This window comes from Moritella sp. 36, from assembly GCF_018219415.1.
Lineage (GTDB): Bacteria > Pseudomonadota > Gammaproteobacteria > Enterobacterales > Moritellaceae > Moritella.
The window spans coordinates 1,188,798-1,203,987 of record NZ_CP056120.1; the positions used below are offsets into that span (position 1 = coordinate 1,188,798).

The window sequence follows — 15,190 nt, forward strand, 5'->3', positions numbered from 1 at the left end:
GCAATACGACTATTTCGCGCTATTGTTTGCAGAGCCAGCAGGACGACGACGGTTGCCTTTATTTGCTGATGGATTTACTTCACTGCGTGGGCCTGTGTGACGACGGTTCTTACTTGCCGGCTTGTGACCACGTGAATTTTCACCTGAACGTTGACCATCTTGATGATCTCTTTTTGGCTTTTTCGCTTTTGGTGGACGAATACCCGGTGTAGTCGGGAATGAATCCATTGGTGCAAAACCGTCTACAACAACACGCTCAAGGTGCTTCTGCGTTAATTGTTCAATCGCTACAAGCTCTTTAATTTCGTCATGACAAACTAATGAGATTGCAGTACCTTCAGCGCCAGCACGACCAGTACGACCGATACGGTGAACATAATCTTCTGGTACGTTTGGTAAATCGAAGTTAACTACTTGTGGTAGTTGTTCGATATCGATACCACGAGCGGCAATATCAGTCGCAATAAGTGCTCTTACTTCACCTGATTTGAAGTTCGCTAGTGCTTTAGTTCGTGCACTCTGGCTCTTGTTACCGTGAATAGCAGCAGCATTAATACCTTGCTCTTCTAGGTGTTTGGTTAACTTGTTCGCGCCGTGTTTAGTTTTAGTAAATACCAACACTTGCTTCCAGTCGTTTTCTTTAATTAGGTGTGTTAAAAGAAGTGGTTTTTTCTTCTTATCAACCGGGTGCATCCATTGTTCAACCGATTTAGCAGCTGCATTACGCGGCGTCACTGAAATCTCAACTGGATCGTTGATTAAGCCTTTAGCAAGTTGGCGGATGTCATCAGAAAAGGTTGCTGAGAATAATAAGTTTTGACGTTTTTGTGGTAGCACTGCAAGGACTTTACGGATATCACGTAAGAAACCCATATCAAGCATGCGATCGGCTTCATCTAATACCAAAATTTCTAATTGGTGAAAGCGAATAGCGTTTTGATTATATAAATCTAATAAACGGCCAGGCGTTGCTACTAAGATATCAACACCACGACGTAAACGCGCCATTTGTGGGTTAATTTTAACGCCACCAAATACCACTGTCGAAGTTAAACGTAAATGCTTGCTATATACTTCAACGTTTTCTGCAATCTGTGCTGCTAGTTCACGTGTCGGCGTTAAGATTAATGTACGTGCTTGATTGGCTCGTGGACGTGGGCCTTGGCTTAACTTTTCTAAAATAGGTAGAGTAAAACCAGCTGTTTTACCTGTCCCTGTTTGTGCCGCAGCCATTACATCCCTACCTGACAGTACAGCTGGTATTGCTTGCGCCTGAATTGCCGATGGTGTGTCGTAGCCTTTTTCTGCTACAGCCTTTAGGATTGGTGCGGATAAACCGAGGTCGGTAAAACTCATATAGTGTCTCTTTATCTAGATGGTTGCTATTTAATGGATTGTGCTTAGTATAACAGCGGTGCTGCAGGGTACATGATAGACTGTCTAAGTGCAAACTAGATAATTATTGCTATCTATAGCGCAATGGTAAATAACTTTGTTGACAGCTAATTTTAAGTCTATATAATTCGCAGCAGCTTTAAGGTTAGTTTTATGAATGAATTCCATTTCGAAGTTTTTTTTAGTACCTCGTCCTGTTTGATCATAAGTAAGTAGTAACACTTCCAGCAACACCGGCTTTATGCCAATTAAATTACTCTGATAAATAGGATTCTATTATGTCTACAATTACTGGTACAGTAAAATGGTTCAACGAAACTAAAGGTTTCGGTTTCATTCAACAAGACAACGGCCCTGATGTGTTCGCACATTTCAGCGCTATCAAGAGCGACGGTTTCCGTACTCTTCTTGAAAACCAAAAAGTTGAATTCACTGTTGTTGACGGCCAAAAAGGTCCTCAAGCAGAAAACATCGTAGTACTTTAATTCTTTTGAATTAATAGTCACTAAGATTGTTAACTTAAATGGATTGATGATGAATCAAAAAGTTTAAGTATAAAGGGCATGTTCTTCGGAGCTTGCCCTTTTTGTTTTATCTATTATAACCATTAAAGGTATGCCTGTGAGCCAAACTGATTTTTCTTCTCTAAATTTACGTCCAGAGCTTGTCTCTAATCTTGAGTCTCTCGGTTATGCCGAAATGACACCTATCCAAGCACAAAGCTTACCGAGTATTCTTGAAGGTAAAGATGTAATTGGCCAAGGTAAAACTGGTTCAGGTAAAACAGCTGCTTTTGGTTTAGGTTTACTTCAGCGTTTAGACGTTGAACGTTTCCGTATTCAAACGTTAGTGCTTTGTCCTACACGTGAGTTAGCAGACCAAGTTGCTAAAGAAATTCGTAAACTGGCACGTGCTATTCACAACATTAAAGTATTAACGCTGTGTGGTGGTATGCCATTTGGTCCACAAATCGGTTCATTAGAACATGGAGCACATATTATTGTTGGTACACCAGGTCGTGTATTAGATCACTTAAACAAAGGCACGTTACGATTAGATAATCTAACAACATTTGTGCTGGACGAAGCGGATCGAATGCTAGAAATGGGTTTCCAAGATGCACTTGACGCAATTGTCGAAAAAGCACCAAGTGATCGTCAAACATTATTATTCAGTGCTACTTTCCCGAAAAAAATCCAAGCGATTGCATCGAAAATAATGAACAATCCTGAAATGGTTGAAGTTGCAGCGACGCATGACGATAGCTCAATCAAACAGCATTTCTACAAAGTGAAAAACTTTGGCGAACGTTTAGATACGGTTCGCGGATTATTACTACAGCACAAACCTGAATCAACGGTTATTTTCTGTAATACCAAGAAAGATGTGCAAGATGTTGCTGATGAATTAGGCCATTTTGGCTTTAGTATCATTGCTCTGCACGGTGATTTAGAACAACGTGATCGCGACCAAGCGTTAGTGCGTTTTTCTAATAAGAGTATTTCTATCATGGTAGCGACTGACGTTGCATCACGTGGTCTGGATATTGACTCTCTAGATGCTGTGATTAACTTCCAAGTTGCGCATGACAGTGAAGTTCACGTTCACCGTATTGGCCGTACTGGTCGTGCGGGTAGTAAAGGTATTGCTTGTACTATATTTGATGATAAAGAAGCATACCAAGTTGCGTTATTAGAAGATCGTTTTGGTATGATTACGGCAGAAACCCTACCACCAGAAAGTGTCTTAAATGAATCACCAATGACACCACCGATGGAATGTATCCGTATTGATGGTGGTAAAAAGCAGAAAGTACGTGCGGGTGATATCTTAGGTGCATTAACAGGTAAAGACGGTATTGATGGTAAGCTAGTTGGTAAAATCCAACTGTTTGATCACTGTGCTTATGTTGCTGTTGACTGTAAAGTTGCTAAAGCGGCTGTACAGAAAATTGGTAAAGGTAAATTGAAAGGCCGTACGTTCCGCGCTTGGATTGTACGTTCATTTAACGATTAATCATTAATATATACCTAAGATACCTTCATTCGGTTTGTCCTACGGGATATTAGCAGCTTGAAGTCGTTTGGGGATAACGGTCAGTAGCGATCGAATGACTCGTTACTGACCGTTATTATTTTCTATCTATTTTTATTACTTATTATCGCTCTCTATAAGTGAACACCGATAAGCGTATAACGCTTTAATCGATTAAACACTGCGCTAGTAAACTTACAGGGTGGATAGTTTCTAAATTACTGTTCTCTTCAATTTGCCATTTACAGGTCTCACAATCGGTAATAGCAAAGTCAGCATTCGCCTGTTTAATCTGTTCAAACAAACCTTTACCTATCTTCATCGACACCTCATAGTTTTCTTTCTTAAAACCATAAGTACCGGCAGATCCACAACATTCACTGTTCAGTACAATGACATTTAAGCCGGGAATAGTGCGTAACAGTTCGATAGTGAATATAGCCAAACCACTGCGCTCTAAATGACAGGGTGTATGGTAGACAATAGTTTTATTTACGGGTTTTAATTCTGGCATATTGCCATTCATAAATTCACGTAATAAAAATCGCGTGATGAATTCAAGTTTATTGGAAATCTTGCTGTTATCGACTTTTAATACATGCGGGAATTCTTGTTTTAAGGTCAACGAGCAAGTTGATGATGTTGATAGAATAGGGGTATTAAACTGCTCGACAGCTTCGGTCATGTGTTTAACATTAAATTCTGCATTTTTACGAGCTTTGTCATGAAAGCCATTGGCGATCAGCGGCACACCACAGCATTTTTCTTTCTTCAATAATTTGACGCCGATATTCATGGCATTTAATACTTTAACTAAATCTTTGCCAAGCTGCGGATTGTTGTAGTTAACATAACAGCCGTGGAAATAGCTGATCTGGCGTTCAAACTGGATTTGTGTATTGGCTTGTTTTTTATACCAATGCCTAAACGAACCAAATGAATATTTAGGTAAGGATTTGTGCTTATCAATCGCCACGGTTTTATCCATGATGGTTTTGATAATTTTCGAATCAGTGATCTTGTTTACCAAGGGTGCGACAGGTGTCGATAATGTACCGAATAAATCTGTGTGACTTAAAATGTAATCACGCATTAATTTTGGATTAAGTTTTTTCTTCTCAAACTTGCCGCGTGCCACCGCAATAATATCACCGACATTGACGTTGGACGGACAAGCCGTTTCACAGCGCTTACAGTTAGTGCAAAGCTTTAATGCTTCATCATAATATTCTGGGCTTTTTATTCTTAATCGCTCACCATCTGGGCCCGATTCTTTTGGCCCTGGATAATTTGGATTGGCTTTGGCAACTGGGCAATATACGGTGCAAATAGTACACTTGATGCATTTTTCAAAACGTGTTGATGCTAAATTCATTGTGTTATCCCCTTATGCCAAGCTGTTGCTGATTGGTTGTTGTGAATGAGCTTTTACGCTACGTTGTTGTAATAACTGATTTACGGCGTGATAAGCAGTACTTATCGCGACACCGCTGCCACAGCCTTCGGCGATAGGATCGTAGCCACCTAAATTCGAACCTGCACAAAATAGATTATTGATTATTTTGCCTTTTAGCATGGGGTTAAATGCTTGGTTTGTTTTAATGCCGAGGGATAAAAATGGCTGTGAATTGGCCGCAAAAAATTGTGGGTTGTACCAGGTACTGCGTGCTTCAATGCTATTCATGTCTAAATCAAAAACAGGCTCCTGCAATTTGTTATGGTGAGCAATTAACCCTTTATTAAAAAAGCTACCAGATGCGAAAATATAGTTGTCTGCGGTTAATGGCATGGTTTCTAAGTTACGGGTGTAAATGCGCTTAAGGGTTAACTTGCCGTTATCTTCAGCCATATCACCATGGGTGACTTGATCGCCTTTTAACAGCATGCCGCCACGCTTGATGAATAAATCAATCATGGTTTCTTCAAGGCGGATCCCCAACATTGAAGGTGGCATAGTCGGTACTTCATGAAACGTCAGATTGGTTAATGCGTGTAATTTGTTAAGGACAGACAGCCCCATACCATTACCTGTAATTGCGGGGATGATCACCAAGTCATTAGATGTTGCGATAGCCTTTAGCTTAGTTGCTAGTGCTTCAACCTCACTTTCGTTACTTAAGATACGGGCAATATCAATCGAACGCAGTTCACAAGCATTACGTTTCAGTCCTGAGAATCCATCAATCGAAATGCTGGTATTACTTATTTCAACGTCTTTAAATTCAGGTGTTTGGATCAAATTATCCGTCATCATTTTGGCATTGAAATCGCGGAAATCATTAATTTGCACGACTACAATTCGCGTGATGCTATGTTCCGTTAGGCGCATTGGTAGCTGCTGCACATAAGGTTGCGATAACCAGGTCGATTTTAATGTGCCTAGTGGGGTGATACGCAGATGATTGTCACCATTGTCTTGCTGCAGTAATGAAATTCCAGCGTTGGTGAGCAAGTTTTTATACCATTCAAGCGATTCAAATACGGTGTTTTTACCTACCTTGCTATAAGGATGGCTAGGAAATTCATCGGTAAATTTGTCAAATATCGCTGCAGGATTACGAATGGCCTTGCCCGTTGGCGTATGCGAAAGTAGGTCGATAGAGCCTGATGAAAAGTGCAGGGCGCTTTGACCATTTGAAATGATAGCTGTTTTTAATCCAGCTTCGAGGCTGCGTAATCCCGCGGTATAGCCTGCAATACCACCGCCAATAATGATGCTATCAAATTTCATAATATTCCTTATCTTCTTGTTTTTCGCCTAGCTTGTTAATGTCTGTTGCGCCGAAAAGTCCTTCATACAGCCAATAGGTAAACTCGGCTTCTCGTAGTGCATCACCAAATAACACCGGCTTAATGCCTTTCCAGCGTTCTTCAAAAAACTGCATTAATAATTTACTTGATTCATGACCGCTACAGTTGGCAAAATCACAAAATAGGCTGGAAGCACGATAGGTACACAGTTCACCCTGACACGACCCCATCCCGAGACGGGTACGTCTTCTTAAATCGACTAAGTTGGTGACATCGAGTTGTTTGATGGCGTATTCAATCTCACCAACAGACACCATTTCACACTCACAGACAATGGATTTACCTTTAGTGCTTTGGTCAAATGTGGCAACTGCATTTTCACCGTGACGGTGAGTGGCTGCTTTGGTTGTGAAGACTGTTTTTTGAGGTTTACTCTTTTTATTAACAACAGAACCGGGTAGTGACTGTAAATGGGTTGTACAACCGCTGGTATTTCCTAGTTTGCTGGCAATAAGATCGGTGGTCATTTCAGCCATTAAGCGACTGGTTATTAACTTACCACCAAGAATACTGTTAAATCCGGCTAAACCATCGCGTTGTTCATGATCTAATAATACGATACCGCGACTGATGTTTCGGCCATCACCACCCCCCACATCAACGAGAGGACGAACACCAGCATAAGCCCGTAAAACTCGGGTTTGTGCGAGTATTGGTGACAGTTTTGCTCCTTCTTCAATTAAGATATTAACTTCTCTCTCACTGATTTTTAGGGCGTCGATATCTTTGTAATCAATTTCTTCGGAAGTGGTGCCAATTAACGAAATTGAATCACCGGGAACTAAAATATCGGCATCGGCAGGTTTACGGCAACGGTTGATAACTAGATTATTAATACGGTGTTCGAATACTAATAACGATCCTTTAGCCGGTAACATTTGCACGTTTAGTTCTGCGTAGTGGCAAATGTTTTTACCCCAAATTCCTGCCGCATTGACAACTTCTTGAGCGTATACTTCAAACTGTTCATTGGTACGAGTATTAATACATTTTGCGCCAATGATACGATCGCCAATACGGATTAAGGATTTTACCATCGAATAGGTAAGCAGTTTTGCACCATGGATTTTTGCATCTAATACATTCGATGCACATAAACGGAATGGATCAAGGGTGCCATCAGGGACTTTGACTGCGCCGAGTAGACTTCGGTTTACATTCGGTTCAAGGTCGATAGCTTGTTGTGGGGTGAGTCTTTGTGTGTCGATACCAGCGCTACTGCATGCGTCAATGAAGGTACGTTGAAAATCTAGATCATCTTCTGGTAAGGTAATAAATAACCCGCTAGTGTCTTCGATACAGTGACTAGCGATAGCTTTGAGGATCTTGTTTTCTTGAATACATTCTCGTGCTGACTCGCTGTCTGTGACTGCATAACGCGCGCCGGAATGTAATAAACCATGGTTACGGCCTGTTGTACCTGAGGCGATATCACCTTTATCAAGCAATATGCATGTTATGCCACGTAATGCGCAATCGCGCATAATACTGGTGCCAGTCGCGCCACCACCAATGATCAATACTTCGGTATTGAAACGGGTTATCTTTCCCATGATTCATCCATATATTCATGTCAATTAACTATTTATAAGTATGACTAATATAATTATTGATGAATTGATCTTAATCATTAATGTTCGAATGAATGGTTCAATGTTCTTATTCGAACATTTATACGTAAAGCTGTTCTATTACGACTAATGCCCTGTTATTGTCAGGTTTTAAAATTGATTAAAGTGTTGGCAAATAAAATCAATTAATACTTTTAATCTAGCTGGTTGATAACGATTGCGATGATACAGCAGAAACAGCGGTACATTCGGTGAGTGCCATTGTTCTGCATGCGATGCTGATATTAAAGCAGGGGCTAAGGTATTTTCCTTAATTTCAGTGTCGCAATACAGCTCGGGTAATCGCACAATACCATTACCATTCTTAGCGGCGTTAATTAATGCACGACCACTCTTACAACTAAAGTTACCCTTCGCGTGTATCTCTACTTCGTGTATTGGCGCATTATTGTGTTGAAGTGATTTTTGATGGAAGCGCCAGCGCTTGATACTACCGGTTAAGCAGTTATGTTGTTCTAAATCTTTTGGATGAGCGACGACAGCGTGCTTGGCAAGGTAATCAGGACTGGCTAACACCTGCACTTTAATGTCGGTGAGCTTTCTAGCGACCAAGCCTGAATCTTCTAACTCCCCCATGCGCACGACCAAATCAAAAGCTTCTGCAATCAAATCTACACGAGGACTACTAAAGTCGAGCTCAACTTCAATATCGGGATACTGTAAATTAAACTCGCTGATAATGTTCGTTAAGATATCCTCGCCAATCACTCCGCCAACACAGTTAATACAAATGTTGCCTTTTAATTGTTCTGTATCATCTTTGGCTGCGATTACGGCTTGGTTAATCGTTTGCAGTGAGTTAAGGCATTGCTGAAAGAATTGTTCGCCAACAGGAGTAAGGCGCTGTGCTCGAGTTGTGCGAATAATCAATTGTACACCTAACTGTTGCTCTAGCTGTGCGAGTTGACGGGATACATGGGCGCGAGATGACTGTAGAACTTCAGCGGCTTTGGTAAAGCTTCCTTGTTCAGCAATAGTTACAAAAGCGCGGATGTCGGCAAGAGAAGAATTACTTTGCAAGCGTTTAGCCCTCCTTGTCACATGTTTTCATATTTATACCTTTGGTTTTTAAGTGTTTATTATTTGTAACGCTTTTGGATGATTTTAACGTATTACCAAAAATATATGTAACATGTTATATCTTTAAATGATTGATAATTAAGTTACCGATATTATACACCTTATCTACATCATTTATGAAAAACACTTAACGTTAACCCAGCCTTAACCATTCAACTATTATACTTATAGTTATTTTATACTTTCAATTTAAGGTGTTCATATGTATTTTCCCCATCCATTAAGGCTGTCTTTGTGTTTTTTTCTTTCTTTCACGTTACTGGGCTGCGGGGAAGACATTCAGAGCCAAAGACAGGCCGCGGGCCCACTCCATGTTGATGTACTAAATTTAACACCCACAACATTGCGTTTAACCACAGAATTACCAGGACGTATTACAGCCTTTAAACAAGCAGAAGTAAGACCGCAAGTAACAGGTATTTTAAAGAATCGATTATATGCAGAGGGCACGGAAGTTGAAGCGGGTGATGTGCTTTATGAAATTGACCCTACAACCTATCAATCAAACGTGAATAGTGCACAAGCTCAATTAGCAAAAGCACTTACCAGCGAAGCGACAAGTAAGAAAACGGCTATTCGCTATGAAGTGCTATTAAAGAAAAAGCTGACCAGTCAACAAAATTATGATGATGCTGACGCGGTTTATAAAGAAGCTCAAGCTGAAGTAGCTATCCGTCAAGCAGCCTTAGATTATGCCAATGTTGAGCTTTCTTATACCAAAATTAAAGCACCCATATCAGGTCAAGCGGGCCTTTCTTTGGTGTCTGAGGGTTCTTTGTTAACTGCCGAACAGTCATCCTACCTTACTACGATTGTTCAAACCTCGAATGTCTATGTCGATATGCAGCAATCCTCACTAGCCCTTCATAAAATAAGAGAAGAATTTTCTGATTTTAAAGATAAGAATGCAGACATTCCTGTATCGATTACGCTAGAAGACGGTAGTACCTACGATCAAGTCGGTCATTTAGCATTTTCCGATACACTCGTTTCTGGCTCAACGGGCACTGTGACGCTAAGAGCGATCATTCCAAATCAAAACAACACACTATTAACTGGTATGTATGTACGTGCGCATATATCCATGCCGGAAGCCCGTGATTATTTAGTTGTTCCCCAATCAACAATAGTAAGAAGTCAATCTGGAGTTCCCTCTGTATTTGTTGTTAACCAAGATAATAAAACGGCCAAAAAATCGGTTGTACTAGGTAATGAAATCGGTAATGGCTGGGTTGTTAAAGCGGGATTAGCAAGCGGTGATCAAGTCGTGGTTAGTAACATCATCAATATGAAGAGTGACCTTTCTGTTATTGTTGATAGCAGTTCGGAAAGCGCAGCTTCCGCTGTAAAAGTTGAGGAGTAAACCATGTCCTTATCTAACTTTTTTATTAACAGGCCCATTTTTGCTTGGGTGATCTCCATTGTTATTATGGTTGCTGGTATTGCAGCTATCGTTACTCTGCCTGTGGCACAATATCCAACGATTGCACCACCTGCGATTACGATTTCAGCTTCATATCCGGGCGCTTCAGCAAAAACTATTGAGGACAGTGTAACTCAGGTTATTGAGCAAGGTATGACCGGGCTTGATCATTTACTTTATATGTCATCAAAAAGTGACTCTTCAGGTAAGGCAAGTATCACATTAACTTTTAGCGCAGAAACCGATCCCAATATTGCCCAAGTTCAAGTCCAAAATAGCTTGCAGCAGGTGAGCAATCGCTTACCAACAGCAGTGCAAAACCAAGGTACATCAGTAACCAAAAGTACCTCAGGTTTTATGTCGGTGACTAACCTATATTCGCCCGATGGCAGCATGAGTGCAGGTGATATTCAAGATTATGCTAACTCAAGTATTAAAGATATTATAAGTCGGGTTAATGGTGTGGGTAGTGTTACGATCTTTGGTCCATCGTACGCAATGCGTATCTGGTTAGATCCTGCTAAATTAAATAGTTATAACCTAACATCGGTAGACGTATCTAACGCGGTATCGATACAAAATAGCCAAGTAACCGTGGGGCAGTTAGGTGGAACACCCGCCCTTGACTCACAATTAATCAATGCAAGTATCACCGCACAAAGTCTGCTCACGTCTGTTGATGAGTTTAAAAACATATTAATTAAGGTCGATAGCGATGGGTCTCAGATCAAGCTAGAAGATGTTGCTCGTGTCGAATTAGCGAGTGAAGACTCTACGGTTATTCCTGCCTATATGGGTAAGGAAGCATCGGGTATCGCAATCACACTTGCTACAGGGGCTAACTCGTTAGACACGCAAAGTGCCGTGGATGAAAAATTACAACAACTCTCAAAAGGTTTTCCCGAAGGGTTAGTATTGGTTAAATCAACGGATAATAACTTGTTTATTCGTATATCTATCAGTGATGTGGTGACAACGCTTTTTGAAGCGGTAGCACTAGTGTTTATTGTCATGCTGCTATTTTTACAAAACTGGCGTGCCACCTTGATCCCAACCATTGCTGTACCAGTGGTGCTACTTGGTACGTTTGCTGTCATGTCTATTCTTGGCTTTTCTATTAATACTCTCACCATGTTCGGCTTAGTGTTAGCTATCGGTCTGCTCGTTGATGACGCGATAGTCGTGGTAGAGAACGTAGAACGCTTGATGCACGAAGAGAAACTGTCACCATTAGAAGCAACTAAAAAATCGATGGGGCAGATCTCCAGTGCATTGGTCGGTATTACCATGGTGTTATCGGTGGTATTTATTCCGATGGCCTTTATGTCGGGATCGACAGGGGTTATATACCAGCAGTTCTCGCTTACCATTGTATCTGCGATGGTACTATCGGTGATCGTGGCATTAGTACTTACCCCTGTACTTTGTGCGACATTGTTAAAGCCAGTAGATAAAGAATCTAATATTAAATTTTTCGCGCTGTTTAACCGCGCGTTTTCTACGTTATCTACCAAATACCGAGGCTCAGTTAAGCATGTTTTATTACGCCCACTGCGCTTTGTTGTTCTTTATCTTTTACTTTTTGTTGGCACTGCTTACCTATATAACGTATTACCGAGCTCTTTCTTACCCAATGAAGACCAGGGTGACTTTATGGTGATGGCAACTACACCCACAGGCACCACGTTACAGCAAACTCAAAAGGTAATGCTTGATGTAAAAGACTACTTCGAAAAAAGCGAAAAACACACAGTTAACCATGTGTTTACTGTTTCTGGATTTAACTTTTCAGGCTCAGGTCAAAATGCGGGTATGGCGTTCATTGGTTTGAAAGATTGGTCTGAAAGAACCGAACCAGGTACCGATGTTGACGCCATTATAGAGCGTGTTTCGGCGCATTTTTCTAGTTACAAAGATGCGCAGGTATTTGCCTTTAGTAGCCCTGCAATCAGAGAGTTAGGTACTGCGACTGGTTTTGATTTTTATCTTGAAGATGTTGGTGGTTTAGGTCACGATAAATTAATCGAAGTGCGTAATCAGTTACTCGGAAAAATAGCACAAAGCCCACTATTGCAAAAAACGCGACCAAATGGGTTAGAAGATACAGCGCAGCTGTTCCTTGATGTAGATTATGAAAAAGCCAAAGTATTTGGCATTGAAATCGCTGATATTAACCAATCCTTGTCGATTGCTTGGGCATCTTCTTATGTGAATGACTTTATTGATAGAGGTCGCTCTAAGAAAGTATATATTCAAGCTGATGCTCAATACCGTATGACACCAGAAGATCTTAATTTATGGTTTGTGCGCAATAACCAAAATGAAATGGTGCCAATCTCAGCCTTTAGCACATCGCATTGGGGGAAAGGTTCACCACAATTACAACGTTATAATGGTAACCCCGCGGTAGAGATTGTAGGTGAAGCAGCGCCAGGCTACAGTACAGGTGAGGCAATGGCTGAGGTCAATAGGCTCGCCGCAGAGGTGTCGAGTGATGTACAGGTTAGTTGGACTGGTATGTCATATCAAGAAATAGAAGCGGGTGACCAAGCCCCAATTCTCTATACAATATCAATCTTGATGGTATTCCTCTGTTTAGCGGCATTGTACGAAAGCTGGAGCATTCCAATCGCGATCATACTTGTGATACCTCTGGGCTTACTGGGTGCATTAGCTGCCATCATGTTGCGTGGTCTTGAGAATGATGTTTACTTCCAAGTTGGCGTCTTAACCACCATTGGTTTAACCGCTAAGAATGCGATCTTGATTGTTGAGTTTGCCAAAGAGCTTTATGACAAAGGGATGAATTTGCTTGATGCTACTGTGCAGGCTTGTGAGATGCGACTACGCCCTATCATCATGACTTCGCTGGCATTTGGACTAGGTGTTCTACCACTAGTTATTAGCACCGGGGCGGGCGCAAATGCACGTAATGCGATTGGTACCTCGGTAATGGGGGGGATCATGGCGGCAACGCTATTAGTCATCTACTTTGCACCGTTATTTTTTGTATTAATTTGCACGCTGTTTAATTCTGACACAAAAGAGGTGACTCTAAATAGAGCTGAATAGCTCGTTTAGTTTTAGCTATTATTTCCTTACACTCTAACGTAGACAATACGTGCTATACCTGTATTGATTAAATGGAGTAAAAGTAAATATTCAACATTGTAGCTTAAAACGTAACAGTTATGTTCTTTATTGTGTATATATCAACAATAGTCATTTGTATATACTCTCTTTCATCCACTCAGAAGCGCTTAGATCTAACATTGAAAGATTCGTTTTTGGGTATGAATATAATCAAAAATAGAGAGTATATGATGAAAAAATTAGTCGTGATCACAGGTGCAAGTTCAGGTATTGGTGAAGCTACAGCGAAGCGTTTAAGCGCCGCTGGTCACCCGTTATTATTAGTTGCTCGTCGTGTTGAAAAACTTGAAGCGCTAGATTTACCAAACTGTTTATGTGAAAAAGTAGACTTAACGGTTCACGCCGAATTTCACGTTGCACTTGCTAAAGCAGAAGCGTTATACGGTCCAACAGATCTATTGATTAACAATGCTGGTATGATGTTATTAGGTCAAATCGATACCCAGCCTGCTGAAGAATTCAAAACCATGTTCGATATTAATGTGATTGCATTATTAAACGGCATGCAAGCTGTACTTGCGCCAATGAAAGCCCGTAATACAGGTACTATTATTAATATTAGTTCAGTTGCTGGTCGTAAAACATTTGGTGCACATGCTGCTTATTGTGGTACTAAATTTGCGGTACACGCTATTACTGAAAATGTTCGTGAAGAAGTGGCAACGTCTGATGTGCGTGTAATCACTATCGCTCCGGGTGCTGTTGAAACTGAATTGTTATCACATACAACTTCAGAAGACATTAAAGCGGGTTACGAAGAGTGGAAATCAACGATGGGTAATATACTTGCACCTGATGATGTTGCACGTTCAATTGAATTTGCTTACGCACAACCACAAGATGTATGTATCCGTGAGATCGTATTAGCAAGTACACGTCAAGAACCTTAATAGATATCTATTACCACGACTTGTTTGAGTGGTGCTAGATTTTAAAAGTGCGAATAACCCGTTTCACAACGAATAAACAGATTATTCGCACTTATTTCATGCTTGAAGATGACATTGTTTAGCTAAGATAAAAGGAGCTATACAATTGGTATAAACTTTACATTATCCTGACCGATCAACATAAACATTAAATCGATACTCTGCAATCTCATCATACGCTTCCCGCTCACTTTTCGTGTTTAAGACCTATAGTTAATACTGACTTAACTGACGTATCGACTGTGTTCGTCACTACCATTGTTCTATTGTGTGAGCTATGCAACAGAATATTGCTGATGCTCATCGGAGGAGAGTCACATGATATTATCAACCATTTAACACGGACTACAAGATTGTCATTGTTATCGAGAGGGCTAGATAAGGCTTGGCTTGTCAGTATTGTTACATTTATACATGTTTAAATTAATTCTATATACGAACGACGTTAAAAGTGACTTTAATACTTGAGAGGGCTTATGAACAGGGTGATTGACTATGGTGTCGATATAAAAAAAACGTGTTAAATAGTTGTTAATCTTAAAAGCATATTACTTGCCATTATTGATTTTAATATGGATAAAAGCCTTAATGTGAATATCCATAAAGTATTATTCACCTTAAATAACCGCCGCTGTGTTAATTAAGTGTTAAGTTTGTGATCGCGATCAAATAGTTGTTAATGCTTTTGTTAATCGATTGTTGCTGCGTAGATGTTGTATAAAAATTCCCTTATG

General features: G+C 40.5%; 10 protein-coding genes. 5 read left to right on the forward strand and 5 right to left on the reverse strand.

Going from position 1 to position 15,190, the window contains the following annotated elements; translation table 11 throughout:
- Positions 1-9: 9 nt before the first annotated feature.
- On the reverse strand, positions 10-1,356 hold the full coding sequence (locus HWV03_RS05510) for a DEAD/DEAH box helicase (RefSeq protein ID WP_211678844.1): 1,347 nt from the start codon (positions 1,354-1,356) through the stop codon (positions 10-12).
- A gap of 317 nt (positions 1,357-1,673) precedes the next feature.
- On the opposite strand from HWV03_RS05510, the gene HWV03_RS05515 reads away from it, so the two are divergent.
- Both HWV03_RS05515 and dbpA read left to right on the forward strand, forming a co-directional pair.
- Positions 1,674-1,880, forward strand: coding sequence for a cold-shock protein (locus HWV03_RS05515; RefSeq protein WP_211678845.1), 207 nt, complete (start codon positions 1,674-1,676; stop codon positions 1,878-1,880).
- 130 nt (positions 1,881-2,010) lie between these two features.
- Positions 2,011-3,411, forward strand: a complete 1,401-nt coding sequence (gene dbpA, locus HWV03_RS05520; protein ID WP_211678846.1) for an ATP-dependent RNA helicase DbpA — start codon at positions 2,011-2,013, stop codon at positions 3,409-3,411.
- Positions 3,412-3,595: 184 nt separating this feature from the next.
- Here dbpA and glpC read toward each other — a convergent pair whose 3' ends face one another.
- The 4 genes from glpC to HWV03_RS05540 form a co-directional block, all read right to left on the reverse strand.
- Positions 3,596-4,804, reverse strand: coding sequence for an anaerobic glycerol-3-phosphate dehydrogenase subunit GlpC (gene glpC, locus HWV03_RS05525; protein WP_211678847.1), 1,209 nt, complete (start codon positions 4,802-4,804; stop codon positions 3,596-3,598).
- 12 nt (positions 4,805-4,816) lie between these two features.
- Complete coding sequence (gene glpB / locus HWV03_RS05530) at positions 4,817-6,160, reverse strand: glycerol-3-phosphate dehydrogenase subunit GlpB (RefSeq protein ID WP_211678848.1); 1,344 nt, start codon at positions 6,158-6,160, stop codon at positions 4,817-4,819.
- Positions 6,150-7,793 (reverse strand): anaerobic glycerol-3-phosphate dehydrogenase subunit A, encoded by a 1,644-nt coding sequence (gene glpA, locus HWV03_RS05535; protein ID WP_211678849.1) that lies wholly within the window; start codon positions 7,791-7,793, stop codon positions 6,150-6,152. Before glpA ends, glpB begins: the two co-directional genes overlap by 11 nt.
- Before the next feature lie 168 nt (positions 7,794-7,961).
- Positions 7,962-8,891, reverse strand: a complete 930-nt coding sequence (locus HWV03_RS05540) for a LysR family transcriptional regulator (RefSeq protein ID WP_211678850.1) — start codon at positions 8,889-8,891, stop codon at positions 7,962-7,964.
- A 262-nt stretch (positions 8,892-9,153) separates the two neighbouring features.
- Here HWV03_RS05540 and HWV03_RS05545 point away from each other — a divergent pair, with 262 nt between their 5' ends.
- The 3 genes from HWV03_RS05545 to HWV03_RS05555 all read left to right on the forward strand — a co-directional run bounded on the left by HWV03_RS05545 (position 9,154) and on the right by HWV03_RS05555 (position 14,417).
- Complete coding sequence (locus HWV03_RS05545; protein ID WP_211678851.1) at positions 9,154-10,314, forward strand: efflux RND transporter periplasmic adaptor subunit; 1,161 nt, start codon at positions 9,154-9,156, stop codon at positions 10,312-10,314.
- Positions 10,315-10,317: 3 nt separating this feature from the next.
- Complete coding sequence (locus HWV03_RS05550; protein WP_211678852.1) at positions 10,318-13,446, forward strand: efflux RND transporter permease subunit; 3,129 nt, start codon at positions 10,318-10,320, stop codon at positions 13,444-13,446.
- A gap of 251 nt (positions 13,447-13,697) precedes the next feature.
- On the forward strand, positions 13,698-14,417 hold the full coding sequence (locus tag HWV03_RS05555; protein WP_211680024.1) for an SDR family oxidoreductase: 720 nt from the start codon (positions 13,698-13,700) through the stop codon (positions 14,415-14,417).
- The last annotated feature ends 773 nt before the right edge of the window (positions 14,418-15,190 follow it).

Excerpts from the sequence above, each read along its gene's own strand:
- glpA (WP_211678849.1), bottom strand. The coding sequence starts at position 7,793 with ATGGGAAAGATAACCCGTTTCAATACCGAAGTATTGATCATTGGTGGT.
- HWV03_RS05510 (WP_211678844.1), bottom strand. The coding sequence starts at position 1,356 with ATGAGTTTTACCGACCTCGGTTTATCCGCACCAATCCTAAAGGCTGTA.
- HWV03_RS05550 (WP_211678852.1), top strand. The coding sequence starts at position 10,318 with ATGTCCTTATCTAACTTTTTTATTAACAGGCCCATTTTTGCTTGGGTG.
- glpC (WP_211678847.1), bottom strand. The coding sequence starts at position 4,804 with ATGAATTTAGCATCAACACGTTTTGAAAAATGCATCAAGTGTACTATT.
- HWV03_RS05545 (WP_211678851.1), top strand. The coding sequence starts at position 9,154 with ATGTATTTTCCCCATCCATTAAGGCTGTCTTTGTGTTTTTTTCTTTCT.
- HWV03_RS05555 (WP_211680024.1), top strand. The coding sequence starts at position 13,698 with ATGAAAAAATTAGTCGTGATCACAGGTGCAAGTTCAGGTATTGGTGAA.
- glpB (WP_211678848.1), bottom strand. The coding sequence starts at position 6,160 with ATGAAATTTGATAGCATCATTATTGGCGGTGGTATTGCAGGCTATACC.
- dbpA (WP_211678846.1), top strand. The coding sequence starts at position 2,011 with ATGCCTGTGAGCCAAACTGATTTTTCTTCTCTAAATTTACGTCCAGAG.
- HWV03_RS05515 (WP_211678845.1), top strand. The coding sequence starts at position 1,674 with ATGTCTACAATTACTGGTACAGTAAAATGGTTCAACGAAACTAAAGGT.